The 23978-nt window shown below is 30.2% G+C and carries 39 protein-coding genes; 19 read left to right on the forward strand and 20 right to left on the reverse strand.

Annotated features, from left to right (window positions below):
- From LWW95_08235 to LWW95_08320, 18 genes are all read left to right on the forward strand, one after another.
- Positions 1 to 543, forward strand: coding sequence for an N-acetylmuramoyl-L-alanine amidase (locus LWW95_08235; GenBank protein ID MDL1957013.1), 543 nt, complete (start codon positions 1 to 3; stop codon positions 541 to 543).
- A 106-nt stretch (positions 544 to 649) separates the two neighbouring features.
- Positions 650 to 916 carry a hypothetical protein gene (locus LWW95_08240; GenBank protein MDL1957014.1) on the forward strand — a complete coding sequence of 89 codons (267 nt, stop codon included), beginning with the start codon at positions 650 to 652 and terminating at the stop codon, positions 914 to 916.
- On the forward strand, positions 909 to 1283 hold the full coding sequence (locus LWW95_08245; protein MDL1957015.1) for a hypothetical protein: 375 nt from the start codon (positions 909 to 911) through the stop codon (positions 1281 to 1283). The genes LWW95_08240 and LWW95_08245 overlap by 8 nt, the downstream gene beginning before the upstream one ends.
- 1 nt (position 1284) lies before the next feature.
- Positions 1285 to 1500: a hypothetical protein gene (locus tag LWW95_08250; protein ID MDL1957016.1), complete on the forward strand. Its 216-nt coding sequence runs from the start codon at positions 1285 to 1287 to the stop codon at positions 1498 to 1500.
- Positions 1501 to 1502: 2 nt separating this feature from the next.
- Positions 1503 to 1868 (forward strand): hypothetical protein, encoded by a 366-nt coding sequence (locus LWW95_08255; protein ID MDL1957017.1) that lies wholly within the window; start codon positions 1503 to 1505, stop codon positions 1866 to 1868.
- 8 nt (positions 1869 to 1876) lie between these two features.
- Positions 1877 to 3106, forward strand: coding sequence for a transposase (locus LWW95_08260; protein ID MDL1957018.1), 1230 nt, complete (start codon positions 1877 to 1879; stop codon positions 3104 to 3106).
- Positions 3099 to 3398 (forward strand): hypothetical protein, encoded by a 300-nt coding sequence (locus LWW95_08265; GenBank protein MDL1957019.1) that lies wholly within the window; start codon positions 3099 to 3101, stop codon positions 3396 to 3398. The genes LWW95_08260 and LWW95_08265 overlap by 8 nt, the downstream gene beginning before the upstream one ends.
- Positions 3391 to 3765, forward strand: coding sequence for a hypothetical protein (locus LWW95_08270; protein MDL1957020.1), 375 nt, complete (start codon positions 3391 to 3393; stop codon positions 3763 to 3765). The genes LWW95_08265 and LWW95_08270 overlap by 8 nt, the downstream gene beginning before the upstream one ends.
- Positions 3765 to 5633: a DEAD/DEAH box helicase gene (locus LWW95_08275; GenBank protein MDL1957021.1), complete on the forward strand. Its 1869-nt coding sequence runs from the start codon at positions 3765 to 3767 to the stop codon at positions 5631 to 5633. The genes LWW95_08270 and LWW95_08275 overlap by 1 nt, the downstream gene beginning before the upstream one ends.
- Before the next feature lie 50 nt (positions 5634 to 5683).
- Positions 5684 to 6697 carry a hypothetical protein gene (locus LWW95_08280; GenBank protein MDL1957022.1) on the forward strand — a complete coding sequence of 338 codons (1014 nt, stop codon included), beginning with the start codon at positions 5684 to 5686 and terminating at the stop codon, positions 6695 to 6697.
- A gap of 13 nt (positions 6698 to 6710) precedes the next feature.
- Complete coding sequence (locus tag LWW95_08285; protein ID MDL1957023.1) at positions 6711 to 8159, forward strand: hypothetical protein; 1449 nt, start codon at positions 6711 to 6713, stop codon at positions 8157 to 8159.
- Positions 8160 to 8186: 27 nt separating this feature from the next.
- Complete coding sequence (locus LWW95_08290; GenBank protein ID MDL1957024.1) at positions 8187 to 9506, forward strand: AAA family ATPase; 1320 nt, start codon at positions 8187 to 8189, stop codon at positions 9504 to 9506.
- Positions 9507 to 9514: 8 nt separating this feature from the next.
- Positions 9515 to 9817 (forward strand): hypothetical protein, encoded by a 303-nt coding sequence (locus tag LWW95_08295; GenBank protein MDL1957025.1) that lies wholly within the window; start codon positions 9515 to 9517, stop codon positions 9815 to 9817.
- 3 nt (positions 9818 to 9820) lie between these two features.
- Positions 9821 to 10051, forward strand: a complete 231-nt coding sequence (locus LWW95_08300; GenBank protein ID MDL1957026.1) for a hypothetical protein — start codon at positions 9821 to 9823, stop codon at positions 10049 to 10051.
- Positions 10048 to 10617: a hypothetical protein gene (locus tag LWW95_08305; GenBank protein ID MDL1957027.1), complete on the forward strand. Its 570-nt coding sequence runs from the start codon at positions 10048 to 10050 to the stop codon at positions 10615 to 10617. Before LWW95_08300 ends, LWW95_08305 begins: the two co-directional genes overlap by 4 nt.
- The gene (locus LWW95_08310; GenBank protein MDL1957028.1) at positions 10614 to 10799 is read left to right on the forward strand and encodes a hypothetical protein; all 186 of its coding nucleotides are present in this window, start codon (positions 10614 to 10616) and stop codon (positions 10797 to 10799) included. The genes LWW95_08305 and LWW95_08310 overlap by 4 nt, the downstream gene beginning before the upstream one ends.
- Positions 10800 to 10801: 2 nt before the next feature.
- On the forward strand, positions 10802 to 11083 hold the full coding sequence (locus tag LWW95_08315; protein MDL1957029.1) for a hypothetical protein: 282 nt from the start codon (positions 10802 to 10804) through the stop codon (positions 11081 to 11083).
- 1 nt (position 11084) lies between these two features.
- A complete protein-coding gene (locus LWW95_08320) occupies positions 11085 to 12581 on the forward strand; it encodes a carboxypeptidase-like regulatory domain-containing protein (protein MDL1957030.1) in 1497 nt (498 codons plus the stop codon).
- On the opposite strand, the gene LWW95_08325 is transcribed toward LWW95_08320, so the two are convergent.
- The 15 genes from LWW95_08325 to LWW95_08395 are packed head-to-tail and all read right to left on the reverse strand — an operon-like array spanning position 12578 to position 21495.
- Positions 12578 to 12991, reverse strand: coding sequence for a hypothetical protein (locus tag LWW95_08325; GenBank protein MDL1957031.1), 414 nt, complete (start codon positions 12989 to 12991; stop codon positions 12578 to 12580). The genes LWW95_08320 and LWW95_08325 overlap by 4 nt on opposite strands.
- Positions 12992 to 12993: 2 nt before the next feature.
- Positions 12994 to 13188 carry a hypothetical protein gene (locus tag LWW95_08330; GenBank protein ID MDL1957032.1) on the reverse strand — a complete coding sequence of 65 codons (195 nt, stop codon included), beginning with the start codon at positions 13186 to 13188 and terminating at the stop codon, positions 12994 to 12996.
- A 12-nt stretch (positions 13189 to 13200) separates the two neighbouring features.
- A complete protein-coding gene (locus LWW95_08335) occupies positions 13201 to 14445 on the reverse strand; it encodes an RCC1 repeat- and reductase domain-containing protein (protein MDL1957033.1) in 1245 nt (414 codons plus the stop codon).
- The gene (locus LWW95_08340) at positions 14446 to 14727 is read right to left on the reverse strand and encodes a hypothetical protein (protein ID MDL1957034.1); all 282 of its coding nucleotides are present in this window, start codon (positions 14725 to 14727) and stop codon (positions 14446 to 14448) included.
- 29 nt (positions 14728 to 14756) lie between these two features.
- Positions 14757 to 15278, reverse strand: a complete 522-nt coding sequence (locus LWW95_08345; GenBank protein MDL1957035.1) for a hypothetical protein — start codon at positions 15276 to 15278, stop codon at positions 14757 to 14759.
- Position 15279: 1 nt separating this feature from the next.
- Positions 15280 to 15534 carry a hypothetical protein gene (locus LWW95_08350; protein MDL1957036.1) on the reverse strand — a complete coding sequence of 85 codons (255 nt, stop codon included), beginning with the start codon at positions 15532 to 15534 and terminating at the stop codon, positions 15280 to 15282.
- Between the two features lie 2 nt (positions 15535 to 15536).
- Positions 15537 to 15734, reverse strand: coding sequence for a hypothetical protein (locus LWW95_08355; GenBank protein ID MDL1957037.1), 198 nt, complete (start codon positions 15732 to 15734; stop codon positions 15537 to 15539).
- Positions 15735 to 16268: a hypothetical protein gene (locus LWW95_08360; protein MDL1957038.1), complete on the reverse strand. Its 534-nt coding sequence runs from the start codon at positions 16266 to 16268 to the stop codon at positions 15735 to 15737.
- A 55-nt stretch (positions 16269 to 16323) separates the two neighbouring features.
- Positions 16324 to 17493 (reverse strand): hypothetical protein, encoded by a 1170-nt coding sequence (locus tag LWW95_08365; protein MDL1957039.1) that lies wholly within the window; start codon positions 17491 to 17493, stop codon positions 16324 to 16326.
- 2 nt (positions 17494 to 17495) lie between these two features.
- The gene (locus LWW95_08370) at positions 17496 to 17756 is read right to left on the reverse strand and encodes a hypothetical protein (GenBank protein ID MDL1957040.1); all 261 of its coding nucleotides are present in this window, start codon (positions 17754 to 17756) and stop codon (positions 17496 to 17498) included.
- Between the two features lie 11 nt (positions 17757 to 17767).
- Positions 17768 to 18928, reverse strand: coding sequence for a DPP IV N-terminal domain-containing protein (locus LWW95_08375; GenBank protein MDL1957041.1), 1161 nt, complete (start codon positions 18926 to 18928; stop codon positions 17768 to 17770).
- Positions 18925 to 19659 (reverse strand): hypothetical protein, encoded by a 735-nt coding sequence (locus tag LWW95_08380; protein MDL1957042.1) that lies wholly within the window; start codon positions 19657 to 19659, stop codon positions 18925 to 18927. The genes LWW95_08375 and LWW95_08380 overlap by 4 nt, the downstream gene beginning before the upstream one ends.
- A gap of 42 nt (positions 19660 to 19701) precedes the next feature.
- Complete coding sequence (locus LWW95_08385; protein MDL1957043.1) at positions 19702 to 20892, reverse strand: hypothetical protein; 1191 nt, start codon at positions 20890 to 20892, stop codon at positions 19702 to 19704.
- The gene (locus LWW95_08390) at positions 20889 to 21161 is read right to left on the reverse strand and encodes a hypothetical protein (protein MDL1957044.1); all 273 of its coding nucleotides are present in this window, start codon (positions 21159 to 21161) and stop codon (positions 20889 to 20891) included. The genes LWW95_08385 and LWW95_08390 overlap by 4 nt, the downstream gene beginning before the upstream one ends.
- A 1-nt stretch (position 21162) precedes the next feature.
- On the reverse strand, positions 21163 to 21495 hold the full coding sequence (locus LWW95_08395; protein ID MDL1957045.1) for a hypothetical protein: 333 nt from the start codon (positions 21493 to 21495) through the stop codon (positions 21163 to 21165).
- Between the two features lie 101 nt (positions 21496 to 21596).
- On the opposite strand from LWW95_08395, the gene LWW95_08400 reads away from it, so the two are divergent.
- The gene (locus LWW95_08400; protein MDL1957046.1) at positions 21597 to 22328 is read left to right on the forward strand and encodes a hypothetical protein; all 732 of its coding nucleotides are present in this window, start codon (positions 21597 to 21599) and stop codon (positions 22326 to 22328) included.
- Here LWW95_08400 and LWW95_08405 read toward each other — a convergent pair.
- Genes LWW95_08405 through LWW95_08425 form a run of 5 tightly spaced genes read right to left on the reverse strand, consistent with a single transcriptional unit; the run spans position 22325 to position 23974 of the window.
- Entirely contained in the window at positions 22325 to 22864 is a 540-nt protein-coding gene (locus LWW95_08405) for a hypothetical protein (GenBank protein MDL1957047.1), read from the reverse strand. The two genes, LWW95_08400 and LWW95_08405, sit on opposite strands and share 4 nt — an antisense overlap.
- Positions 22864 to 23208 (reverse strand): hypothetical protein, encoded by a 345-nt coding sequence (locus LWW95_08410; protein MDL1957048.1) that lies wholly within the window; start codon positions 23206 to 23208, stop codon positions 22864 to 22866. The genes LWW95_08405 and LWW95_08410 overlap by 1 nt, the downstream gene beginning before the upstream one ends.
- A complete protein-coding gene (locus LWW95_08415; protein ID MDL1957049.1) occupies positions 23202 to 23381 on the reverse strand; it encodes a hypothetical protein in 180 nt (59 codons plus the stop codon). Before LWW95_08415 ends, LWW95_08410 begins: the two co-directional genes overlap by 7 nt.
- Complete coding sequence (locus tag LWW95_08420) at positions 23350 to 23769, reverse strand: hypothetical protein (protein MDL1957050.1); 420 nt, start codon at positions 23767 to 23769, stop codon at positions 23350 to 23352. The genes LWW95_08415 and LWW95_08420 overlap by 32 nt, the downstream gene beginning before the upstream one ends.
- Complete coding sequence (locus LWW95_08425) at positions 23762 to 23974, reverse strand: hypothetical protein (GenBank protein ID MDL1957051.1); 213 nt, start codon at positions 23972 to 23974, stop codon at positions 23762 to 23764. Before LWW95_08425 ends, LWW95_08420 begins: the two co-directional genes overlap by 8 nt.
- Between the last annotated feature and the right edge of the window lie 4 nt (positions 23975 to 23978).

Raw genomic sequence — 23978 nt, forward strand, 5'->3', positions numbered from 1 at the left:
ATGAGGATTGTTTTAGACCCAGGGCATGGGGGTAAAAAAGTAGGAGCATCATATTATGGTTTACATGAAAAAGATGTAGTGCTTGATATTGCTTTAAAAGTGCATGACAAATTTATTGAAAGACAAGATGTTTGGATTGCGCTTACAAGAATGTCTGATATTCATGTTAGTTTAAAAAATAGATGTATTATGGCTAATGCATTAATGGCAACTCATTTTATCAGTTTGCATTGTAATGCCTGTAGAAGCCATAATGTAAGTGGTGCAGAAATTTTTCATTATAAAGGTTCTAAAAGAGGTAGACAATTGGCAGAACTCTTTGAGCCTTATGTGAGGAAATTTCTAGATCAACCTTTTAGGGGTATTAAAGAGAGTGATAGACTTTATGTTTTAAAGCATACTGAAATGCCAGCGATTTTGATTGAAATAGGATTTATAGACTATAAAGAAACTAATGAATTATTAAAAAAAGAAGAAGTTAGGCAACATATTGCTAATTTAATTGTAGAAGCTTTAAACGAATTGATAAAGAAAAAAGTTTAAGGAGACATAATTGGTTATAAAATTAGTTTTATTAGCCATTTATGTATTAATTTTTTTTAGTGTTTTGTATTTAATATTTTAAATAAAAAATTATGGAGGGTAAAAAATGGAGAAAATGGATTTAGCAATTTATGTAAGAGCTGTTTTGCATTTAACTAGAGCATATCACGAAATTCATAAGTTAGCAGCTTTTTTAAGCGATTGTCAATATGGCACACAGATAAGAAGAGAAGTTCCAAGCAAATTATATGATAAAGTTGTTAAAATTCAAACGACAATTAGTGCTGAACTATCTAAATTAATAAGGGGTTCAACTAACGATTATCTGATGCAATTGTTGGAATCTTTTGTTTTACAGGAAGAAGATGAGTAAATTAACTGATTATTTTAGAGGGATAATTTCTTTTAAATATTGTTGGGGTGAACCTAATTTGATAGTAGATAGTTTAGAAGTAGGGGAATATCCTATAAGAGGTAACTTGTATTTATCTTTTATTTATCACTATTGTGTGCCGAGTTCTTTTGTAAAGGGAGAGAAAATTTATAACTTAGCACGTAAAAAAATTTTTCATAAATTGTCTGGGTTAAGGTATAGTATTTTTTCAAGAGATCTTCCATTGATACATTATGAACCAGTTAAAATTTTTGAAACAGGATTTAAAATTAGTAGAAATTTTTTAGGTATTATGCCAATGATAATAGCTATTTATGGAATAAGAGATGTTTTGAAGGAGGTTTAAGATGAATTGGCTTTTATTAAGCTTATTAGGTTTAGGCGCTTGGTATTTTCTTAAAAAATCAGGAAAAGGACTAGCAGGAATTGAAACAGGTTTAGGTGTAAAGGGTAGACCGAGGATGGGAAGACCAAAAACTGAAGCTGAAAGAAGATTAACGCATAAAAGAAGATTTGGAACAGAAACTTTGCCTCCAAGAGGAAGTGGATTAAGGCGGTTTTAAAGATGAAAAAAATTACAGATTATTTTTATGGCTATTTTACTTTTTCTTCCATAGCAACTATTTCTTTAAGATGTGAATATTTAGATATAACTAAGTGTCCAATAAACAAGGAAATTCATAATTGTTTTGTATATGGCTTTGGAGTGCCGTCAAAATTTATTAGTAATGCACTTCCTAGTATTGATCGTGTAGCTTTTCATAAATTGGCTGGATTGAAATATACTTTTTATTTTTTTATTGAAACAACAAAATATATGAAATATTTTATTCATGGGAATTTTATAAAGATTAAAAGAAGTTTTTTAAATTTAATTCCTTTTTTAATTGCGATTTATGGATTGAAAAAAGAATTTAAAAATAAAGCTTGAGGTTAATAATGAAACTAACAAGAGTTTTTAAAATACCTTATAGAAAAGATTTAATTGAACTTTTTAGAGCTTCTAAAGAATTATATAACCAAGCTCTTTCTTTAATTAAAAACCATTATAAAGAAACTAAAAAAACTTTAAATTATCTTGCTCTTTATAAAATTATTAGAAATAACTATCCAAATCTTTATAAATCTCTTCCTTCTCAAACAGCTCAACAAATTTTAAAGCTTGCTGTTCAGGATGTAAAAAGCTTTGTTAAAAAACTAAAGAAAAGAGAAAAAGCAAGTTTTCCTTCTTTTAAAAAGAGTTTAAATCTTTTAATTTTTACTAATCAAACTTCTAAAATTACCAATGATGGTAAAATAAAACTTTGTAAGATTTCTCAGCCAATTAATATTCCTAAAGGAGTTTATATAGATGACTTTAAAAATTTTCAACAAATAAGACTAATTCCTAAAAAAGATTATGTTCAGGTTGATGTGGTTTATAATAAAGAGTGTGAAAATAAAGAGCTTAATTATGACCTTTATGCTTCAATTGATTTAGGAGTGAATAATTTAGTAGCTTTAGTTGTAAATGCAGATATTAATCCTATCCTTATTAATGGGAGACCTTTTAAGTCTTATAATCAATTTTATAATAAAAGAAGAGCTTATTTACAATCAATTAAAGATAAAATGAAAATTAGAGGTAATACAAAAAGACTTAACAAGCTTGAGAAAAAAAGAAAAAATTGGTTTAAAGATAAATTTCATCAAATTTCTAAATACCTTATCAGATTTTTGGTTAAGAATAAAATAGGAAATCTTGTTATTGGGTATAATAAAGATTGGAAGAACAAAGTAAATTTAGGAAAGAAAAATAATCAAAGTTTTCAATATATTCCTTTTAGAATGCTTGTAAATTTTTTAAGATATAAAGCAGAACTTGTAGGAATAAAAACATATTTAGTTAAAGAAAATTATACATCAAAAGTTGATGCATTAGCATTAGAGCCATTTCCTTCTGAGGAAGCCCCTCAGAAGGAGTTTAATGGTAAAAGAATTAAAAGAGGATTATTTCAATCATCAATAAGAGTTTTAGTGAATGCAGATGTGAATGGAGCTTTAAACATTTTAAGAAAAGTAATCGGGGATGCCTTTTTAAGGCTACCCGATAGAGGGCTTTGGTGTAGCCCAGTAAAGATAAGGGGTATAGACCCAAACTCTTTACAAATGGAGCTATTAAATGTTTAAAAGTTCCGAACACCTTTTATGCACGGGAATGTTTCAAACAAGTTCTTATGTTTATTTTTACACTCGTTTTCCATCAGAAGGATTTCTTAGAAAACGTTTGTTTCATGTGTTAGTGCCATTTCCATTAGGGAGTGAGATAAAAGAAAGAGAAAAATATTTAAGAATTCGCCATTATTCTTTTGTTTTTAAGGCTCATTTTAAAGCTGATAGAAAAGTTTTGTCTTTATGTCCTTTTTTAGTGGCTGTTTTAGGTGTAGGTAAAAAGAGATGGATGTTGAGGGAAAATGATTAAATTGACAAATCTTTATCAAAAACATAATTTATTCATATTTCGTGATTTTAAAACTGGACCAAAGGTTTTAACTGTATCACAGCTAGGTTATTCAATCGTCCGTATGGGGACATTGCGTGGAGTTGAATTGCCGCATAGTAAACACATTGATAAATATATGATTAAAAGAAATAATCTATTTCATGGATTAGTTCCTTTTCCGCTTGCTTCTGGTTTTGCTTATGGTGATAATGCTATTGATGTTTCGCATGAAATAAACGATGTAACTGATATTTTTCCATGTAGTTTAAAAGCTCTTTTTTTAAACCCTTTTTTTGTAAGTATTTTGGGAAGTTGTAGATTTTGGTTGCTTAAAGGGGAAAAATAATGAAGATTGAAGTGGTTGAAAATCAAATAAAAATTTTTGTAGATCCTAAAGAAATTCCATACAAAAAAATTGATAAGAGAGAATTAAATAAAATGATCAAAGAAGGTCATAAGCATATAATATGGTCGCCAGTTAGTAAGCTTTTTGAAGGTTATGATTTTGCAATTTATAATAAAAATGAAAAAAGCTGGTTATTGCCTCCAACTTATGATAATATTTTTAAACTTGCAGATTTTTTGAAAGATAAGAAAGTAGAATATTTAAATGGTGCTAAGCAATTTTTAAATTATTTGAGTAAACAATTTCTTTTAATTGAAAAAATCAAAAAAGATAAAATCATAACTAAATATTATACAAACAATCCACCTCCTTATGAACATCAAAAAATTGGAACCACATTAGCAATCTATTTGCCAAGAGTTGCTTATTTTATGGAGCAGGGAACAGGTAAAACAAGAATTATGATTGATGCTTTTTGTCATCTTTTTAGTGAAAATGAAGTAAGGAGAGTTTTAATTATTTGCCCATTATCAGCTATAAGGAGTGCATGGTTAAATGATATTAAAAAATTTGCGACTGTTAAACCTTTGGTTTTGGTTTTAGATAAAGGCAGTGTAAAGAAGAGGAAAGAAAAGTTATTAAATTTAATTTATAGAACATCTCACACATTTTTCTCTTTTCTTAGCGTGGTTATTATAAATTTTGATGTGGTGCATAAAATGCTTGATGTTTTAAAAGAATTTAGACCTGATATGACTATTATAGATGAAAGTCATAGAATTAAAAATCCAAAAGCTAAAAGAACAAAAGCTATTTTAGAACTGGCAGATTATAGTAAAAGAAGGTATATTTTAGCAGGAACTCCAATTATTAATACACCACTTGATTTATATCCTCAGTTTAAATTTCTTGATAAAATCACTTTTTCATATAGTCTTTTAGAATTTCGTGCTAAAATTACAGCAGATAATGAAGGTAAACAATTGCAAAAACTTGTAGAAGCTTATTCTTATAAAAAATCTAAAAAAGAATGTTTGGATCTTCCTGATAAAGTTTATAAAAACATTTATCTTGAGATGGGTTCAAAACAACGAAAAATGTATAATAAAGTTAAAAAAGAAATTACTGTAGCCATTGATGAATATGAAGATATTATTATCAAAGCAACAAAAAAAGAAAAGATACTTAAAAGAATTATTGAAGAATATGGAGATAGAATTCCACCTCATTTTAAATATAAATTTGAGAAACTTTTAGAAAAATATAAAGAAGAAAGAAAGAAAAGGATTTTATTTATCAGTAATTTATTTGTAAAACTTAATAAATTAAGTCAGATTACAAGTGGTTTTGTATATTCAAAAGATACAATTTTTGAATTTGAAAATCCTAAACTTAAAGAACTGGAAGAGATAATTTATGACCATATATTCAGTTTCAAAAAGAAATTAATAATCTGGGCAAGATGGATATATGATATAAATAAAATTGCTGAACTTTGTAAAAGAATGAAAGTGCATTATTTATTGCTTTACTCTAAAACAAGTAAGAAAGCTGATTTAATTCAAAAAAGATTTCAGGAAGCAATTGAACCTATGGTTTTGATTGGACATCCTTTAAGTGGTGGATTGGCTGTTACTTTAACAGCAGCTTCTGATGTTATTTACTATTCTTTAAGTTATTCTCCTGAACAATACTGGCAATCACAGGATAGATGTCATAGAATAGGACAGGAGCAGAAAGTTACATATTTACATTTTTTAATGAAAGGAACAATTGATGAAAATATTTTAAAAAGCTTGGAGAGAAAAGAAAGAATTGCAAAAAATATTTTAGGTTTTGCTAAAGAAGTGGTTAAATATAAGTCTTGATTTTAATGTTTTTTTTAAAGTATAATTGAAAAAAAATAGGAGGTTTGAATATGACTGTAAAAGAAGCAATGGACAAATGGGATAAAATGACTTTAGAAGAAAAAGAAGAGTTTTTAAAAGAAGTTTTAAGAGCCATGTCGTGGATAGATTTAGCAGATTTAGAAGAACCAGAACCTGCTTATTCATTAGAAAAAATTGAAGAGTTTAAAAATTTAAGAGTGCCAGTTAGGATAGCAGAAATTTATGAAGAAAGAAAGAAAAGAGCTAAAGGTTGGACTGAAGAAGAGATAATTTCATTTTTAAGGTGGTGGTTCTTTGTTATTGTTACTCCAGCACCGTATTTATATCGCATGTTTTTAATTAGAGCTCTGAAAAGAAGAGGTATCTGGTTAGCTGATGCTGAAAGAATAGTTCCTCAAGTGCAACTTTCTGAAAGAGAAAATTTATTCCCTCTTAACTGGTCATTACGTGGAGCACCAGATCCTGAATTTACTGAGAAAGATTTGATTTTATTTAGAGAAATGGAATCTACTTTAAAGCAGCCAAAGCTTCATATAGAGCCTTTGCCTGAATATAGTGATTTTGGAGCTGTTGATTTAGAGGAGCATTTGATAAGTAATGGAGAAGATACAGGAGATTATAGGTTCAGGTCTATAGCTGAATGTCCAAACTTTTTTAATAAAATTCCTGGAATTGATGTTGAAGATGAGTTAGATAAATTAGGAATTCCTTATTGGAGTTCTAATCCCAGTGAGTTAAAGAGGGCTGAAGATGTATACTGGAAGGCAATCAGAAAAGAAATTGAGCAATATAGAGAAAAAATACCAGGGTTAAAAGAAGATCTTTATGAAACTTATGCTGAATGTCAGGCAAGAATTGCATATGATGAGGCTTATGGACAACTTTATCATTTCTTTAAAGAAAACTTGAGTTGGGCATTTGATCAGATGGTTGAGATGGTTGAAAGAGTTTTAGGAAAGTCTAAGAGTGATGCCGAAACATGGGTTAAGGAACAAATTGAAAAGGCAGTTTTTGACCTTGTAAAGAAATTTGAAATAAAATAAAAAGGAGCTGATGATGAATTTTGGTATAATTGAAGAGCTTGAAATAAAATTTACTACTATGTTTGACCTATCAAGAACAGATCCTGAATTCTGTGATGAGATTATGGAAGCAGCAAAAAAATGTGATGAGAAATATTCAGAAAATGCGCTTGAATTTTTAAAAGGAGATTGTTGGCTTGCTATTGCTGAACATCCTAATATAAGAAAATATACAATGGCTATAGCTTATTTTAGGTCTTTGCCTATTAATTTAGCTAAGGGAGAGTTAGGTGGATTTGTTCTTTTTATAAATAAAAAATTTTGGGATGCTTTTCCTAATGTTGAGCATAGAGCTTTTTTTATAGCGCATGAGTTAAGTCATGTTGATTTAAAAGATTTATGGCGTGAAATAGAAGGGTTAACTCCACTTGAGGCGAATATTGTTGAAGATGTGACTATACATGAAATGATTAAACCTCCTGAAGAAGTTATGGAGAAAATGAAACCTGCAACTGTAGAAACTGTATTTTATCCAGCAAAAATAGATGCAGCAAGACATGGTAGTTGCGAATATTATGCAAATTTATATTTAAAATTAAAAGAAAAATTGCCACCTGTTGGACCAGGTGGTTTACCTGTTCCAACTGGCGGTTCTCCTTCTGAAGAATTGGCAAGACAAGCAGCAGAAAACATAAAAGAGCAATATGAAGGTGAGGAGGAAGTGTGGGGTAAAATTGCTGAAGAAATTGCTAAAAAAATTGAAGAAGAATTAGAAAAAGAAGGTATAAAAATTGATAAAGAGCAACTTGAAAAAATAAAGGAAGATATAAAGGAAGAATATAAAGAGCCTATTCCAGAAGGACCATTTAAAAAAGCTGGTAGAGGTAGGGTATTACAGAAATTTGGATATAAACATGGTGATAGAATTATTTTAACAGTATATGATTGGTCAGAAATTTTTAATACAGTATTTGGTCAGAGTTTAGAAAAAAGTAGAAGTGAATATATCTGGACAAGACCATGGAAGAAAACTGGTTTTCCTCCTGGAACAATTGAAGTGCCAAGTTATAAAGTTGGGATTTTGTTTGATGTTTCTGGTAGTATGACTGGTGTAGCTGAAGAAATTGCAAGAGTTTTAAGAGGTTTATTTCATCAATATATAGATGAAGCGGAATTTTGGGTTGTGGAGGTTGATGAGGTAGTTCAAAAGGGACCATATAGAATAGATGAAAATTGGGAAAAATTTAGTCCAGAAACAGGAGGGGGAACATATTTAGACCCTGGAATTGTAGCATTAAATGAATATGGTCCTTTTGATATTTTCATATTTGCTACTGATGGAGAGACATATCCTTTAAAAGAATACCCTAATGCTGATACAATAGTTGCTCTTTATCCTGAATATTATAAGAGTCTTAAGGAATATTATCCTGATATTATTGAAATAGTAGTTAAGAAAGAAAAAGTTTTTAGAGTGGTATAAAAAAATAAGTATTATTAGGAGGATAAGATGGCTTGGCAACTTCAAATAGGTAGAGAAAATATTCTAGATGTCGATGAAACGATAGGACTTTTAGATAGATTAGTTTATACTCCTTTATTTAACGATTGTTATAAATATTTTGGTGAAAAATTGATGCCTGCTGTGCCAATGATTATTTCTCCTCCTGGTTGGGGTAAAACAAGTATTATAAAAGATTTGGGGAGGAGGACGGCTGAAAAACTTAAGAAGAGATTTGAACCGATAGTAATTGAGGTTGCAATATATAGTGTAGGAGATCTTCTAGGATATGGTCGTTTAATGCCTAGTGTAGAAGCTCCAGAATATACACAATTTTTCCCTCCTGAACCGTTTAACAGGCTTTTTGAAAAAGGAGAGCAATATATTTTGGTATTTCTTGATGAGTTAAATAGAGCTAAGAGAGATGTATTGAATCAATTATTAAGGCTTGCATTAGAGAGGGTGTTTGCTGGTAGAAAATTAAGAGAAAGGGCAGCAATTATTTCAGCTATAAATCCTGTGGCATTTGGTGCACAGGTTCAGGAAATTCCTGAAGCATTACTTGAAAGATTCTTCCCTGTTTTTGGGTTAACTCCTGAAGCTGAAGAAGTATACAGGTATTTTACAACATTATTTGAAACATATGAGGGATATGGAGAGGAAGAAAGTATTGAAGATAGGGCTATTAAGGCATTTAAATTTGGATATGGATTAATTAAAGATTTTTTAGCTTACTGTATATTAGTTAAGGAAGGGATTTTAGCTAAGAAAAAAACAATTAGGGTTAGGTTGAATGGTAAAGAAGAAGTTATTGGTAGAGAAATTTGTGTTAAAAAAACTGAAGGAGTGCTTCTTGATATAGGTTTTGAGCCTGAAATTGCCAAGAAGATTGCTGAAAGAAGGTTTGCAGTAGAACATCAGGAACAATCAATTAGTGGAACTTCATATTATCAAATATATAGTCGTATTCTTAGTTTGATGAGAGAGGCAAGACCAGAAGAAATGAGAGCAGCAAAGTATAAAAAACATATAAGTCCAAGAAACCTTGAATTTACTGGTAGAGCTATTGCTTTGTGGTGTTTTAGTTCAGGTATTGAAGATTTTATAAATGCTGTTATAAAATCTTGGGAAGCAGAGTTAACAGCAAAAACAACAGCAATGGGAGTGATGTTAAGAGGTAGTTTGGGATCAACTGAGGTTATACCTGGGCGTCCAGTTGGCACTCAATTTTTTGACTGGCTTTATTATCAATTTAAGGAAGTTGGAGAATTAAAATTTGTATTAGGATTGCCTAGAGCAAAAAAGAGAAAAATGGATGTTGGACTATAGTTGGTGAGATGTTGCAAGAAGAATTAATAAAAGAAAAATTAAAAGAGCTTAAACAACAATCTATTTATGAAAAGCTGCGTATTATTGAGAGAGAACTTAAAAAAGAAATAAAAGATTATCATGTTTATGCATTTTTATTTGGGTTTTTTATTGGAGCTTTACCAATTCCAGGTGCTTTAAGTGGTTTGCTTCTAAGTGGTGCATACTGGTTACTTCCTAGACCACCAGAAAAAAAAGAGGAATATTATTTAGCTAAAAGTATTGGGCTTGGATTGGCTTATTTAGTTTTTAGAAAAATAATGAAGAGGTAAAAAATGCAGGATAAAGATTTATTAAAAAGCCTTTTAAAAGAAACTCTTAAAAGCTATTTATCAAATTTATCTCCATCAGATATGGTTAAATTAAGAGATACAGTTGAAACTGGAATTAAAATCACTATCTTATTGAAAATGATAAAAGAAGGACAGGTAAGTTTAAATGAAATAGTTGATAGTTTACTTGAAAGATATATGAAAAAAATTGAGGAGAAAAGAAACAAAACATGAAGAAAAAAATTTTTTTAATAATTTTATTTCTTTTAATACCAGTTGTTGTTCAATGTGAGATAAAATCATTTAAATTCTGGATTGAAGGTGATAATTTTAAAGGAAGAGTTGTTACTACAAATAATTTTTTAGCTTATCATATTGGATTTGATTCTGATAATAATCCTGAAACAGGTTATAATGCCTGTGGCTATCCAGGAATTGACTATGAAATTTCTTTTTCTTATCAAGGAGGAAAGTGTGACCCTGTTGTTTTATTTCACGATTATTCAAATCATTCTTGTAGTCCTTTAAACTCTTTAAATGGAGCACAATGGAATTTTGAAGAGAATGGGAAAGTATTTAATTTTACAATTCCACTTAATATAATTTATAAAGGAACATTTCACATAAATATTTGTCTCTCTTATTTTGAAAGAATTGTTATTTCTGGTGCCATGTTAGCAGATGACCAAATAATTGATACTTTAAACTTAGATATAAGATGTGATTTTGATAAAGATTGTGATGTTGATGGTTCAGATTTGGCAATTTTTAGCACTAGCTTTGGTAAACTTTTTAAGTGAGGCTTTTCCTTGTTAAGAAAGAAGATAATTGGAAGCTATATATGGAATATGAATCTGTGAGAATACATGGGCTTAAAGAAGAAAAAGTTTTAGAGCTTATTACAGAAGGCACTAAAAAAGAATGTGAGAGCACAATACGTTTATTGAAAAAATATTTTGAGGTTGAGGTTATAAAAAAATAGAGATGATAGTAAAAGTTTTATTTAATATGATAAATGTGAACCAAAGAGGAAAAAAATTAGAAATTGTATTTCCTTATGATAAACATTGGTATAGGCTTGATTGGGAAAAAGTGCCAGAGAAATTTAAAATATTATATGTAGCTGGTTTAAAATTACAAGGTCATAAAGTTCCTGATTATTTAAAAGAATTTGAAAAAGATGTTATAGAGATTTCTGACCTTAATATTGAAATAAAATTTGATGAATGTGAAAAAATACCAGTTAAATATCCTTTAGGTTTCTAATATGCCCATTACATATGATTCAGGAACTAATACCATAACCGTAATTGGTTTTAGCGAAGCCTTTCCCTGCACGTTTGAAGACATCTATAATGCCTCAGTTACCAATGGTTGGGGGGTAGTAGATAAGCCTACTGATAATAGCTATGTGTTTGAAGCTAAACTGGTAATAGGCGATAGCTCTACATGGACTTATTTTGCGGATAAGCTGAAAACGGTCATGTTCAAAGATATTGAGCCAGATTGGAATAGAGGGGCTATTGAAATTACAAGGCATGCCTATTTTTGGATTGGGGAAGGAGATGAAGCGACTAGAACGGGATATGACGGGTGTATTTTCTTGTGGGAACTTGCCCTAAACGATAGATGGGTCATGTTCATTTATGGATTAAATGAAAGCGATGTCAGACTGTATGGGAGTATAATACAGACTAATTATGGGACTGTATTGGGGCAAGATAGACCAGAAGGTGTCCATCTCAAAGGCACGATTGCAAGGGTTTGGAGCTGTTATTTACAACACATTTATGTAGGTTTTCTTCCAGAATCTACTACCGATGCCAATGATGTTCACATCATTGGTTGTCCTTGGGTGGGCATGTATCCGCAGGCTACCCCGCAATACCTTAATCTGATATTTGTCGAGCATTGTGATACAGCGGTTTACTACTGGGCGGGGTGGAAGGCGGACATATTTAATGGAGTTTTTTTGAAGAACAATAGAATGGTTGAGTGGTATAATGCCGACACCATTCAAAGGTTAACTGATTGTGAGTCAGATAACTGGAACATTATTTGGAGTGGAACTCCAACAGCTAATGCAAAACTTGAGCGAGCGTATACATTAAAGATAAAAGTTACCGATAAAGATGGAAACTCAATTCAAAACGCCTTGGTAGAGCTTTATGACAAAAACAGTAATTTAGTATTTGCAGAGTTAACCAACTCAAATGGGGAAACTTCAGAACACAGTATAGTTAGTATCACTTATACACCCACGGAAACTATTGATAACAACCCCTATACCGTCAAGATAACCAAAGATGGATATACTACATTAGAAGTCCAAATTACGATAGACAGAACAATGAAAAACCTCGTGTGGCAGTTAGATGCTTTAGATTATACACTTGATAATATATATAATTTTCTCAAAGGTAGCTATGGCATTTTGAATAGAGAAACCATGCATAAAACTGGTTCTAAGATTAAAGTGAGGTTCAAATCAAAAAGTGGTGATAAAGTTAAAATCTATGTGTATAAACCAGATGGAGCTGAAGTAGTTAATATAGAAATGGCAGAAATAGGAAATACAGGAATATATTATTATGATTTAACTTTTTATAAATCATGGGGAGTGGGTGATTTTTTAGTTAAATGTGTTGATGTAACAGATAATATAGAAGATGCAATGACAATAACTATATTATCAGAAGATGATTGGTTTGCAACCCATTCAGATATTGAAAATATAAAAATTCCAAAGGTTATTGAACTCTAACGCAATGCAAACACTCTAGCTATTGTTGTTAATCCAGGATCTGTCCAAAGCCAAATTTTATCAATAGCTTTTTTAGTTAAGCGAATTCTTAAAGATTCATTCTGTTTGAGTGGCGCTGTTTGAGAATATAACTTATTACTAACATATAAATCATTTGTTCCATCATTTAATATTGTCATACTGACCCATTTATAGCTTAAAACTCTAATTTCTACTCCACTATCAGTAACATTATAAACAAAACTTTCAATGTCTCCATTTACCTGCTCTCGTTTTAATAGTTCTGCAATATCTTCTAGCCTTTCTGCTATTTCATCTAAAAGAATTATTTGAAAAATTTCTGGAGTTATTTTTAATTGTTTTGGATTTATAATTTTTTTAAGCCTATCAAAAGGTTCAATTTTAACCATCTTTAATAATGCAATTTAACAATTCTTTTAACAGTTATCTGTCTTCTTCTTCCTTTGTAATCTATCCATTCCCATGTTTCAGTGTTTTCTGCTAATTTTGGAAGTTTGAGACCTTCTAAAGCACTTACAAATTTAAAACCTTTTATTATTAAAATTGCTGCTAATGCTCCTAGGCTTATAAGTATTAAGTCTCTCATTTTATTTTACCTCTAAATGTCTTCAGTTGGAATTCTTTTTTGTTTTAAAAAAGCACTAAACTCCATTCCTGCTGAAACACATACAATATCTGATAAATAACCAGTGCCATCTTCATTTTTTACTTTAACAGGTGTATGTCTATTTGTATATGTTCCATCTCCTAATTGACCATTATTGTTTCTTCCCCATGCATATACGCTTCCATCTGATTTTACTGCAAGAGAATGTGATGAACCTGCTGCTATGTATATAATATTTGTTAAATTTTTTACTCGCACAATTTTATATCTATTTGTTGTTGTTCCATCGCCTAATTGACCGTCATTGTTTCTACCGCATGCATATACTGTTCCATCTGATTTTAAAAATAAGGTATGTTCCCATCCAGGTGCAATTTGTATTACGTCTTTTAAATCTGATACACCATCAACATCTTTTACTTTTGTTGGATAATCTTTAGTAAGGTCAGTTGAATTGATACCAAGTTGACCATAGTAATTGGCTCCCCATGCATATACGGTTCCATCTGATTTTATTGCAAATGCTGTATTGCCACTAGCAAAAATATTTGTCACATTATATAAATATCCAGAACCTCCAGGTCCAGGTTGGATACGTGGTGTAGTATAATAATTAGCAAAATCTTCAAATTTAAGCCCCCAACGCAAAACAAATCCGTCTTCTGTTAAGGCAAAAGATGATCTGCCGCCTGCTACAATCTTTATGATATTGCATAAATATCCATTTCCATTTATTCCTTTAACTCTTACAGGTAAATATCTATCTGTTGTTGTTCCATCGCCTAATTGACCACTAAAGTTCCATCCCCATGCCCATACACAACCATCAAAATCAATTACTAAACTATGGCTACCACTTGTCATAACTGCTATTTTTTTAATATTGCTTAAATGTCCAGTTCCAGAGGGATTTTTTACATATATAGCAGAACAAGCTTTTTCTGTTGAGCCATTACCAAGTCTTCCAGCTCCTCCAACTCCCCAAGCCATTACTTTATTATCTTTTGTCAATGCTAATGTATGGTTACTACCACATGATATAAATGTAACATCTGTCACATATCCTATTGGGTCTTTAACAACTATTGATGGTAAATTTCTATTGAGAACTTCACTACCTATTCCTAAATTACAGAAACCATTATTATAACCACATGTGTATATTGAATTATATAAGTATAACTCACTTTTTGGTATTGATTTTTCTCGTTTTATTGATTTTAATATGAGTCCCATTTAGGCTTTTAATTTTGCTTTTAATTCTTTTATTCTTTTTAAATGTTCTATATATTCCTTCAAAGCCTCCGCCTTCTTTTTTGCTTTTTCTGCTTGCTCTTCATATCGTTTCATTTTTGCAATTAACCCTTTAATCCCTTTTTTCTTTAATAAGAGAAAAACAGCAACTACACCACCAAGAGCAAGCCAGACCCACATTGGGATTGTTTTTATATCAATGAATTCATAATTATAAGCATAACCATAGTGCCTGTATTTGGGTTTTTCTTCCAAAATTAACATTTTTCACTCCTTTTAAATTATTTTAAAAATTATGTTATTTCAGCTTCTCCCCCTCCTGCTGTCAAGGCTAAAATTCCTGCTCCTATTAAAAATGGCAAAATTTTCTTAAGGTCTTCTTTTTTAACTGGTTTTGGTTTTTCAACTTTCTTTTCTTCTGGTTTTTTAACTACTAAAGGAGGAGCTGGTCTTCTATATTTTGGAGGAGGAAGAAGCTCTCTTACAGGCTCCAAGCGAACTGGTTCAAGTGGTCTTAGATGATAAATTAAAGGCATAGGTTTTACTTTTTCTACAACTTTTTCTTTTATTACTTCTCTTACAATTTTTTCTTTTGGAGGTGCTTTAACAATAACAGGCTTTGGTGGTGCAGGTGAAACTCGCCTTAGCTTTCCGACCACTTTAACTTTTGGTGTTACTACATAACGACCTTTTTCCCATATTCGACGTGGACGCCGAGCAACTCGTGGAACACGTCTAACTGTCCATGCTCCAACTTTTGCTCGGACTCGCCCAAAAGAATCATCATAACTTTCTAAATTTTTAAGAAAAAACATTTTATACTCCTGCTTTTGGCACTCTTGCTAATATTTGACGTGAAATTCTTTCTGCTATTGGCTTAGGTAAACGTCCTATATATTCTAACATACTACCATACCAAACTTGTTCCCATCTTCTTTTTGACCTTAAAGCGCCAATAAACCATTTAGGTAATCTTCGTCTTACTAAAACTTTTTTTCTTCTCCACCACCATGGCACATGTGAAACCCTATACCTATATGGCATTCTTCTTGGTCTTTCTACTAAAATCATTTTTACCTCCTCCCATTTAATTTATTTAAAGCATCTTTTAATGTTGGATAAAATTCATTTTTACCTTCTTTGTTTACAAGCATAACTTTACCACTTGCAAGTAAAAATAATCCTAAATAACCTGTTTCATTTAATTTTTGTGTTAGCCAGTTTTTAATTGGTTCACTCCATATTTCTAAAACTTGTTCTGTTATTTCCATTTATTCTTGACCTACCAATAAAAGAGTGCTGCCTATTAAAAAACTAAAAATGAGCTTCTTTTTTTCTTTTTCAAGTTTAATTTTACTTTCTTTTTTAGCTTCTTCTTTTATTTTTAATTCAATTTTTTCTAATTTTGATTTTAATTCAGCTATTTCATTTCTTAATTTAGTTTTTTCATCAAATAGTTTTAATATGGTGTCTTGATGTTGTTTTATTTTTGATTTAACTTCTTTTTTTCTTCTTTTGATTTCTTCTGGTAAATTAAGTTCTTTTTTTATTAATTCTTTGAGTTTTCTATCCAATTCAACATTTGTAGGATCTTTTTCTAATTTTTGTAAAACAGCTTTTTTTTCTGCTGTTATTTTTTGTAATTCTTTTGTGTATTTAGGACCTAAAGATATTAATTCTCTGCCTAATATATCCATTTGACGGGAATGCCATGCTATTAAAGCAGGAATTTTATTAAGTCTTGTTTCTTTTTTATTAATTTCTGAAATAATGTTGTCTCTTTCTTTTAAAATGTCGGGCTTCATCTTAATTATTTTTTACCATAAAAATATATTAAAAGGCAAGATTTGAAAGATAATTTTAAGTGGTTATCGCTAAAGAATGATGATAGCCTGCGGCAATATCTATTACTGCTCCTTCAATATCAATTAAAACTGGAGTTTTTCTATTTTGTGTAGTTCCATCACCTAGTTGTCCATAATAATTATGACCACATGCATAAAGAGTGCCATCATTTTTTAAAAAGAATGTATGTTCCCATCCTGAGCTAATTTTAGCAACATCGTTTATATTTGGATTTAACTTAGCTTTTGTATAGGTTCCTAGTGTTTCTAATCCTAATTCACCATAACCGTTTTTACCCCAGCAATAAACTTCTCCATTTTCTGTTATGGCAAAACTACACGTTCCTCCAACAGCAATGTGTTTTATATTTGTTAAAGGAGTTCCATCTTCTTTTATAACCTGAACTGGTAATGTTTTATAAGCTTCAGTGTCTCCAGCACCACATTGACCATAAGCATTATAACCCCATGCCCAAACAGTTCCATCAGATTTTAAAACTATAGTAGCGTTATAACCTGCTTGCACTGAAATTACATCAGTTATATTACATAAAACTGGAACATGTTCTTCACCAGCTCCTCCATTTTCTCCTAATTCACCATCATAGTTACGTCCCCATCCAGCTAAAGTATTATCTGCAAGAATTGCCAAGCTATGACCAGCCGTTGAACATGCAATAGCTTTAACGTTTTCTAAATAACCACTTCCTCCTATGCCTAATGTTTGAGTGAATTCACTTTTATTTTCTTCTGTGCCATCACCAATTTGCCCATAAACATTATAACCTGTTCCCCAAACTGTGCCATCAGCTTTTAAAATTAGTGAATGATTGGCGCAAGTTATTTGTAAAATATTTTCTTGTCCACTTATTTTCTGTGGTGTTTTATAATAGCCAACACCATTAGCAAAACCTAATTGACCATATTGATTTCGTCCCCACCCCCATAAATAGCCAGCCATAGTATATCTAGAAATGATGTATTTATTGCTATAACTTATAAGACCTTTTGGAATATGTAATTTATTATAAACAGAAACATCTAATGAAGTTATATTATTAAAATTTTTGCCATCCCATTGATAAATTTTGTTTTTAATTCCTCCACTAGTCAATAAAATAGAAATGTAGTGTTTTGCAGGTATCAGTTTTTGAAAATGTTTTAAGCTACGACTAATTCTTCTCATTATTAATGTTTGTTCAAAATAAATTCCTCGTGAGGAGGTAATATTTTCTCCAACCTATTAAAAAACTCATCTCTTTCCTTTGCTGAATTAAACCTTATAGCTAACTGTCCTCCACCTTTTAAATAAATTATAATAGCTGGATTTGATATGACCATAGGACCAGCAATACCTTCTACACCTGGTGAAGCAATTGATACTTCTAACTTACCATAAGCAATTATTTCATCTGTATCAAAAATTATGTCTTTTACTTTGAGTCGCATAGTCTGCTCCTTTATAAATTATTTAAAAATTTTATACCATATTTTAAATGTGTGTCACTAGTTTGACAAATATAGTATAATTGACCATTTAAAAAATGGTATATATGTAGTTGGCAACCGATAACAACTGCAAAATAATTTTGATCTTTTGAAAAACAAGGGCGTTGAAAGTAATCACCAACATTAGGCGATTGATATTTTAAATTTAAAGATGTGCCATCCCATTCAAAAATTTGGATATACCACTTATTTTCATATGCTTCTTTTTTACCAAAAGCAATGTAATTACCATCAGGAGACCATGCACAAGCATTTGACATTCCATTAGATCCATAAGTAGTAATATGTGTTAAATGACTTCCATCGAAATTGTATATTTGCAAATTTTTATCGTAATCAACAAATGCTATATACTGACCATCAGGAGAAAATTGAATGTCCCAGCTTAGGCTTGTGTTACCAATTGTTGTTATTGGCGTTAAGGTTCCATTATCAAATTCGTAAATTTGTGAATCTCCTAAATAAGAAACTATAAAATAATTTCCATTTGGACTAAAAGCACCACTTTTAGCTAAATTTCCTGATGGCACATCATATTGATTTACTAAATTTAATTTATCGTCTTCTATTTTTAAAACTAATATATGTGGAGAAGAATATTTTAAAACTATTAAATAATTTGAATCTGGACTAAAAATACAACTAATAGGACTATCGTTAGTGGATAAAGTATCTAAAATTGTAAAATCTTCTCCATTCCATCCTAAAAATATAACATTAGGAACAGTTGTTGGAATAGCAATGTATCGGTCATTATTTGCTACTCCTATTGGTCGTCCTGTTACATCAGTTAATTTATCGAATCCTTCTGTATAGAATGTTTTAACTGTTCTTAATTCTATTTCATTAAAACTTAAAATGTGCATTTCTGAGTCAAACATTGTAATCCACTGCCCATCCGAATACCTTGCTATAATGTTTTTATTGTTATTTATTAATCCCTTTGCTCTATATGCATGATTAAAAACGGTCATATCTCTTGAAGTTAATTGAGATAAAGTAGTTCCATTCCATTTATATACCTTTGTTTTTAAACTTTCCTCACACATTACTGCTATTTTATATTCTGGTGGAGGATGAAGTTTTTCTCTTTTTAAGTTGGGTATTATCATATGTCTATAACTTCTTCTTTTTTTTCAAATATAGTAACTCCAGCAGCGTGAATTCCTATGTTTTCTGTTTTTAATAAAGTTAAAGTTTGCCCATCAAAATTATATAAATGCAAATTACCATCGTGAGTTGTTACTGCTATTAATTGACCATCTATGGATGCCATATCTGAAATATAACCTGTTAGTGTTGCTTTGGTTATAAATTCTAAGGAAGAGCCATTAAAACGATAAATTAATAATTCTTTATTTATCGTATCACATGCGATATAATTATTGGTTAAATTAGTCATACTTCTAATATTAATGGCAACTGAGGATAGCTTGCTTATTGTGTTTTCAAATTTATAAAGTTCTAATGATCCAGCTCTATAGACTAAAAAATATGGATAGGTTAATCGTAATACTTTTGAAATTGGATAACCAATATCGTAGGAATCTATTAAGGATAAATCAATAGTTCTCATTTCAATTGTTGTGTAATTACCAACAATAAGATATTCTGAAGATAAAAAAGCGCTAATAATTGGTGAGTAATAAATTATTTCTCCTAATTTTGAACCACTTAAATTAAAAATGCTTAATGCATATTCACTGGGGCTTTTTCTTGTAGTAACTGAAATATAACTAGCAATTGTATCAAAAGAAAGAATTGGATAGGTAATGTCATAAGATATTTCAGCAATTTTACTGAGTTGTTCTTGTTCATATTTTAAAATTTCAATAACTGGCATTTGTCTATTTTTTTATCAAAAAATATTTTTAAAAGCAAGTTTTTAATAAAATTCGCAATCATGGCTTTCACCTGGTAAGGTATAATCATCTAACCTGGTCAAGTTAGTTCCATCCCATTTAAAAACGCTTAAGAAAGGACTTCTAGTGTAAGTAACAACTAAGTATTGACCACTTATATCAAAAGAACATGCTTTTGATGGATAATTTACTGGTAAATTGTTTTCAGCCACTTTTGTTAAATTAGTTCCATCCCATTTTAATAGTGTAAAATAAGGAGAATCAGCATGTGCACATGCTATATATTGACCATCAGGAGAAAATGATACACCAAAGCAAATATCAGGTAGTGTATAGTCAGCTACTTTTGTTAAAGTGCTTCCATCCCATTGAAGTAAAGCAAAATATGGACTGTTATTATGTCCTGTAGCTATATATTGACCATCTGGGCTAAATTTTAATTTACATTCAGAGTTACCCCCTAAATCATATTCAGCCACTTTTTTTAAATTAGTTCCATCCCATTCTAATAAAGTGATACATGGAGAGTATATATGAGCACAGGCAATATATTGCCCATTTGGACTAAAATTTATTCCATAACAGTCTCCACCAATGTTGTAATTATCTAGTTCTGTTAAATTTGTTCCATCCCATTTTAATATAGATACATAAGGATAATTTCCATAAAAGTTTTGGTATCCACATACAATATATTGACCATCTGGTGAGAAATCAACACTATAACAATTATGATTTGCATTATTTGGTAAAGTATATTCAGCCACTTTTGTTAAATTAGTTTCATCCCATTTAAGCAAGTGAACATTAGGATGTCCTTCAGTGCCACATACGATATATTGTCCATTTGGAGAAAAAGCAACTCCATATGCACTATTACCTAAATTATATTCAGCTTTTTTAATTAATTGAGTTTCATCTTTCCATTCTAATAAAATAAAATATGGTGAACTTATATCAGCAACAGCTATCCATCTACCAACTCCTGTATATCTTGAGATTATATATTTATTTTGATAAGTTTTTAGCCCTTTAGGAATATGCATTTTATTATAAACAGAAACATTTAATGAAGTTATGTTAGTTAAATTTTTAGTATCCCATTGATAAATTATATTTTTAACAGTTGAGCCATTGGTTGATAAAAGTGAAAAATAATGTTTGGGAGGTATTAATTTTTGAGAATGTTTTAAAGGTGTCAAAATTTCTCTCATAATTCCACTTCTATTTCAGAAAGTTTATTATTTGTATTAGGAGCAAAATTGTCTAAAATTTTAGTAAAAACGATACTCAAAAAAGCTATTAATATACAATCTATAAGTTGATAACCTTTAAGTAAAGAAATAAAAAAACCATACCAGAAAGATAAACAAATTTGGCAATTAAACGGTTTGAAGTTTAGTTTTTTTGCTAATTTAAAATAGCGAATTAACTCAAAAAATCCTAAAGTAAATCCATAAGATGATAGAGCTATCCAGAACATTTTATTGCTCTTCTGGTTTTTCTTTATCTTCGAGTTCTTTATCTAAACTAATCTGACATGCATTTAATTCACAACAGGTTTTATCAATTGGGACTTCTTTTTTGATTACTTCAACTATTTCTGGATCTGCTTTAACTTCCTTAGCAATATCTTCTAAAGTAGCCTCACATCTGATATATTTTTTAACAAGTTCTTTTCTCTGTTCTGGTTCAGCCTGTGATAATAAAATTTCTAATGCTCCTGAAAGCTTACATGGTAAACATTCATCTTTTTCTTTTGTTTCTTCTTTTTTTTCTTTTATTTCTTCTTCATAATCTTTTACTTCTAATTCCATATTTTTGACCTCCATTATTTTGCTAGCCTATTTTACCATTATTGTTTTTTTTGTCAAATCAAAATATTGACAATTACTTTTAGAAGAGTATTATAAAAAAAATGGCTTTAATAGAAATACTTAAATTTGAAAATCAAACTCTCAGTAAAGTATGTGAAATAGATACTGGTGTATTAAGTTCTGTTACATCATTTAGTGTGAGAAATGATGTTGTAATTTTTACTCAAAAAAGCACTTTATATAAATATGATTTGCAGGGTAATTTATTAGCTCATATAACTTTTGATAAAGATGTTTTTGCATGTTTTCTTACTGATGACTTGATAGCGATTGGTTATGGGAATACAATAGAAGTTCGTGATATTTATTTTACTGAATTAGCTAGTGTTACAATAGCAGGAACTGTAGAAAATATTGAAAGAATATCTGAAGACCATTTTGCAGTATATCAGGGTGGGAATATATCTGTTTATAAATATGATGGAGTTATTAATCATGTTATAGATCAAGCATTAGCGAATGTAAATGGTTTGGTAAATTTAATAGATAATTACTTGGCTGCTACTGTTGTTAATAATCTTTATATATACTATTTTGATGAAAATGCAGGTAGTTTGGTTGAAAAAGTATCTAAAACAATAGGAGCAAGAATAAGTGATATTTCTTCATCAGATGATATGTCCTTAATAATTATTTCAAGGCAGGATGGATATGTGGAGCTATATAAATTTGATGGTGCTAGTTTGTCATTATTACATTCAGAAAAAGCGAATGGAGATTTAGCAGGATGTAGTTATGTTTTATATTCACCGCAACAGGTGCATGATGTTTAATCGCAAAACCATTCACTCATGCATTGCCAGAATTTTTCTAATTTCTTCCCTTTCTTTTCAATTTTTAAAGCCTTAACTCGTGCCCAGCATGTTCTGACTGCTTTTCTAAAATTCATTATTCTCTCTTTTAACCTTTCTGAAGTTTTATGAACGATTCCTTTTTTACAATATTTCTTAATCTGCTCTTCAGTTAAAGCTCCTATAATTCCTTTAGAAAAACAAAGCTTTTTTCCTTCTCCTATATCATAACAGGTGCATGGATAAAGTTCTGCTTTGGCTTCATCAATAACAAGACCACCATAACCCTCATCAATTTCAACCAGTCCTTCAAGTTCTAGGTCACTGTATCCTATAATTCTTCTTAATGCCACTTCTTCACCAAGGTAACGTTCAACTATATTTTTCACATCACCTGGTGTTAATTCTGTCCTTAATAAAAAATCAATTAAATCTTCTATTTCATGTGCTTTTTCAACAAAAATTTTAGCTTCTTCTGGTGTTTCTGGTTGAATGACTATTTTAATTGGCTTTGGCATTACTTAGCTCCTTTTTTAAAAGTTTTATAAGCATATAAACCTAAAGCGCCTAAACCTAATAGAAAAATAACTTCAGTTATACTTAAAGGTTTTTTCTGAATTTCTTTTACAACAGCTTCCTGAGCTATTTTATATCTTTCTAAACATATTCTATTTGCTTTTTCAGGGCTATAACCTTCTTCTTGCAATTCTTTAGCACATTTTTCTATTTTTGATGCAACAACCTCTGCTGGTTTTTTAGGGTGAGTAATGAAATAGGTGGCTAAAGCTCCACTAATTCCTGTAATACCTAAAGCTATTGGAATTAATGGTATAAAGCCAAATTCTTCGTATGTTTCTAACATTGGCATCTCCTTTCTTCTTTAACTAATAAATCACCAAGTATTGTTTTTTTAATAAACCAGTATTTACCAAATAATGGATGATAATATATATGCCATCCGTTTTTTACTCCTTTATATTGAGTTCCTGCTGGTAACTTCAATTTATTTCCCTTTTTTACCAAATAACTCTTCATATATCAACTTCATTACTGAAGCAAAACCAATAATTGTTAATCCAATTAAAAGCACTCCAAGAGTAGGAGCATACTGGTCAAACCAAGTTGGTTTTAATAAATCCATAGTTAATGGCACTCTTCTCATTTTTTCTTTAGCAAATGGATTTACTTCATATGCTTTACCTTCTTTTAAAAAAATAATTTTTGGTGATAATAATTTAGATAATATAGAAGGTTTTTCTTTTGGTTTAGGTTGTATTAACTTACTAACATCAATTGTAAAATCTGGTAAAAGATTTAATTTAATACGAATCTTTTCAGGAATAATAGTCTCCTTTAAAAGAGCTAATACATCAGGTAATTGACCGTAACCTTCTAATCCTTTAACCTCAACAATTTTAGCCATTTTTTCTACTTGTAATAATATCTAAAATAATAGTTTCAAAACGTTCTATTTTATTTTCTAAATTTCTTATTCTTTCTTTAAAATCATTTATTCTTCTATCTAAAAAATAAATATATACAAGTATTCCAATACTTAGACCTGTTGGTGCAATATGAACCAATTCATTAGTTAAAATATGCTTCAAAAAATCCCAAATGTTAATCATCGTT

It is taken from the genome of Candidatus Desulfofervidus auxilii (assembly GCA_030262725.1).
Lineage (GTDB): Bacteria > Desulfobacterota > Desulfofervidia > Desulfofervidales > Desulfofervidaceae > JAJSZS01.

Coding starts and splice junctions, on each gene's coding strand:
- LWW95_08235 (MDL1957013.1), top strand. CDS start 1: ATGAGGATTGTTTTAGACCCAGGGCATGGGGGTAAAAAAGTAGGAGCA.
- LWW95_08240 (MDL1957014.1), top strand. CDS start 650: ATGGAGAAAATGGATTTAGCAATTTATGTAAGAGCTGTTTTGCATTTA.
- LWW95_08245 (MDL1957015.1), top strand. CDS start 909: ATGAGTAAATTAACTGATTATTTTAGAGGGATAATTTCTTTTAAATAT.
- LWW95_08250 (MDL1957016.1), top strand. CDS start 1,285: ATGAATTGGCTTTTATTAAGCTTATTAGGTTTAGGCGCTTGGTATTTT.
- LWW95_08255 (MDL1957017.1), top strand. CDS start 1,503: ATGAAAAAAATTACAGATTATTTTTATGGCTATTTTACTTTTTCTTCC.
- LWW95_08260 (MDL1957018.1), top strand. CDS start 1,877: ATGAAACTAACAAGAGTTTTTAAAATACCTTATAGAAAAGATTTAATT.
- LWW95_08265 (MDL1957019.1), top strand. CDS start 3,099: ATGTTTAAAAGTTCCGAACACCTTTTATGCACGGGAATGTTTCAAACA.
- LWW95_08270 (MDL1957020.1), top strand. CDS start 3,391: ATGATTAAATTGACAAATCTTTATCAAAAACATAATTTATTCATATTT.
- LWW95_08275 (MDL1957021.1), top strand. CDS start 3,765: ATGAAGATTGAAGTGGTTGAAAATCAAATAAAAATTTTTGTAGATCCT.
- LWW95_08280 (MDL1957022.1), top strand. CDS start 5,684: ATGACTGTAAAAGAAGCAATGGACAAATGGGATAAAATGACTTTAGAA.
- LWW95_08285 (MDL1957023.1), top strand. CDS start 6,711: ATGAATTTTGGTATAATTGAAGAGCTTGAAATAAAATTTACTACTATG.
- LWW95_08290 (MDL1957024.1), top strand. CDS start 8,187: ATGGCTTGGCAACTTCAAATAGGTAGAGAAAATATTCTAGATGTCGAT.
- LWW95_08295 (MDL1957025.1), top strand. CDS start 9,515: ATGTTGCAAGAAGAATTAATAAAAGAAAAATTAAAAGAGCTTAAACAA.
- LWW95_08300 (MDL1957026.1), top strand. CDS start 9,821: ATGCAGGATAAAGATTTATTAAAAAGCCTTTTAAAAGAAACTCTTAAA.
- LWW95_08305 (MDL1957027.1), top strand. CDS start 10,048: ATGAAGAAAAAAATTTTTTTAATAATTTTATTTCTTTTAATACCAGTT.
- LWW95_08315 (MDL1957029.1), top strand. CDS start 10,802: ATGATAGTAAAAGTTTTATTTAATATGATAAATGTGAACCAAAGAGGA.
- LWW95_08320 (MDL1957030.1), top strand. CDS start 11,085: ATGCCCATTACATATGATTCAGGAACTAATACCATAACCGTAATTGGT.
- LWW95_08325 (MDL1957031.1), bottom strand. CDS start 12,991: ATGGTTAAAATTGAACCTTTTGATAGGCTTAAAAAAATTATAAATCCA.
- LWW95_08330 (MDL1957032.1), bottom strand. CDS start 13,188: ATGAGAGACTTAATACTTATAAGCCTAGGAGCATTAGCAGCAATTTTA.
- LWW95_08335 (MDL1957033.1), bottom strand. CDS start 14,445: ATGGGACTCATATTAAAATCAATAAAACGAGAAAAATCAATACCAAAA.
- LWW95_08340 (MDL1957034.1), bottom strand. CDS start 14,727: ATGTTAATTTTGGAAGAAAAACCCAAATACAGGCACTATGGTTATGCT.
- LWW95_08345 (MDL1957035.1), bottom strand. CDS start 15,278: ATGTTTTTTCTTAAAAATTTAGAAAGTTATGATGATTCTTTTGGGCGA.
- LWW95_08350 (MDL1957036.1), bottom strand. CDS start 15,534: ATGATTTTAGTAGAAAGACCAAGAAGAATGCCATATAGGTATAGGGTT.
- LWW95_08355 (MDL1957037.1), bottom strand. CDS start 15,734: ATGGAAATAACAGAACAAGTTTTAGAAATATGGAGTGAACCAATTAAA.
- LWW95_08360 (MDL1957038.1), bottom strand. CDS start 16,268: ATGAAGCCCGACATTTTAAAAGAAAGAGACAACATTATTTCAGAAATT.
- LWW95_08365 (MDL1957039.1), bottom strand. CDS start 17,493: ATGAGAAGAATTAGTCGTAGCTTAAAACATTTTCAAAAACTGATACCT.
- LWW95_08370 (MDL1957040.1), bottom strand. CDS start 17,756: ATGCGACTCAAAGTAAAAGACATAATTTTTGATACAGATGAAATAATT.
- LWW95_08375 (MDL1957041.1), bottom strand. CDS start 18,928: ATGATAATACCCAACTTAAAAAGAGAAAAACTTCATCCTCCACCAGAA.
- LWW95_08380 (MDL1957042.1), bottom strand. CDS start 19,659: ATGCCAGTTATTGAAATTTTAAAATATGAACAAGAACAACTCAGTAAA.
- LWW95_08385 (MDL1957043.1), bottom strand. CDS start 20,892: ATGAGAGAAATTTTGACACCTTTAAAACATTCTCAAAAATTAATACCT.
- LWW95_08390 (MDL1957044.1), bottom strand. CDS start 21,161: ATGTTCTGGATAGCTCTATCATCTTATGGATTTACTTTAGGATTTTTT.
- LWW95_08395 (MDL1957045.1), bottom strand. CDS start 21,495: ATGGAATTAGAAGTAAAAGATTATGAAGAAGAAATAAAAGAAAAAAAA.
- LWW95_08400 (MDL1957046.1), top strand. CDS start 21,597: ATGGCTTTAATAGAAATACTTAAATTTGAAAATCAAACTCTCAGTAAA.
- LWW95_08405 (MDL1957047.1), bottom strand. CDS start 22,864: ATGCCAAAGCCAATTAAAATAGTCATTCAACCAGAAACACCAGAAGAA.
- LWW95_08410 (MDL1957048.1), bottom strand. CDS start 23,208: ATGTTAGAAACATACGAAGAATTTGGCTTTATACCATTAATTCCAATA.
- LWW95_08415 (MDL1957049.1), bottom strand. CDS start 23,381: ATGAAGAGTTATTTGGTAAAAAAGGGAAATAAATTGAAGTTACCAGCA.
- LWW95_08420 (MDL1957050.1), bottom strand. CDS start 23,769: ATGGCTAAAATTGTTGAGGTTAAAGGATTAGAAGGTTACGGTCAATTA.
- LWW95_08425 (MDL1957051.1), bottom strand. CDS start 23,974: ATGATTAACATTTGGGATTTTTTGAAGCATATTTTAACTAATGAATTG.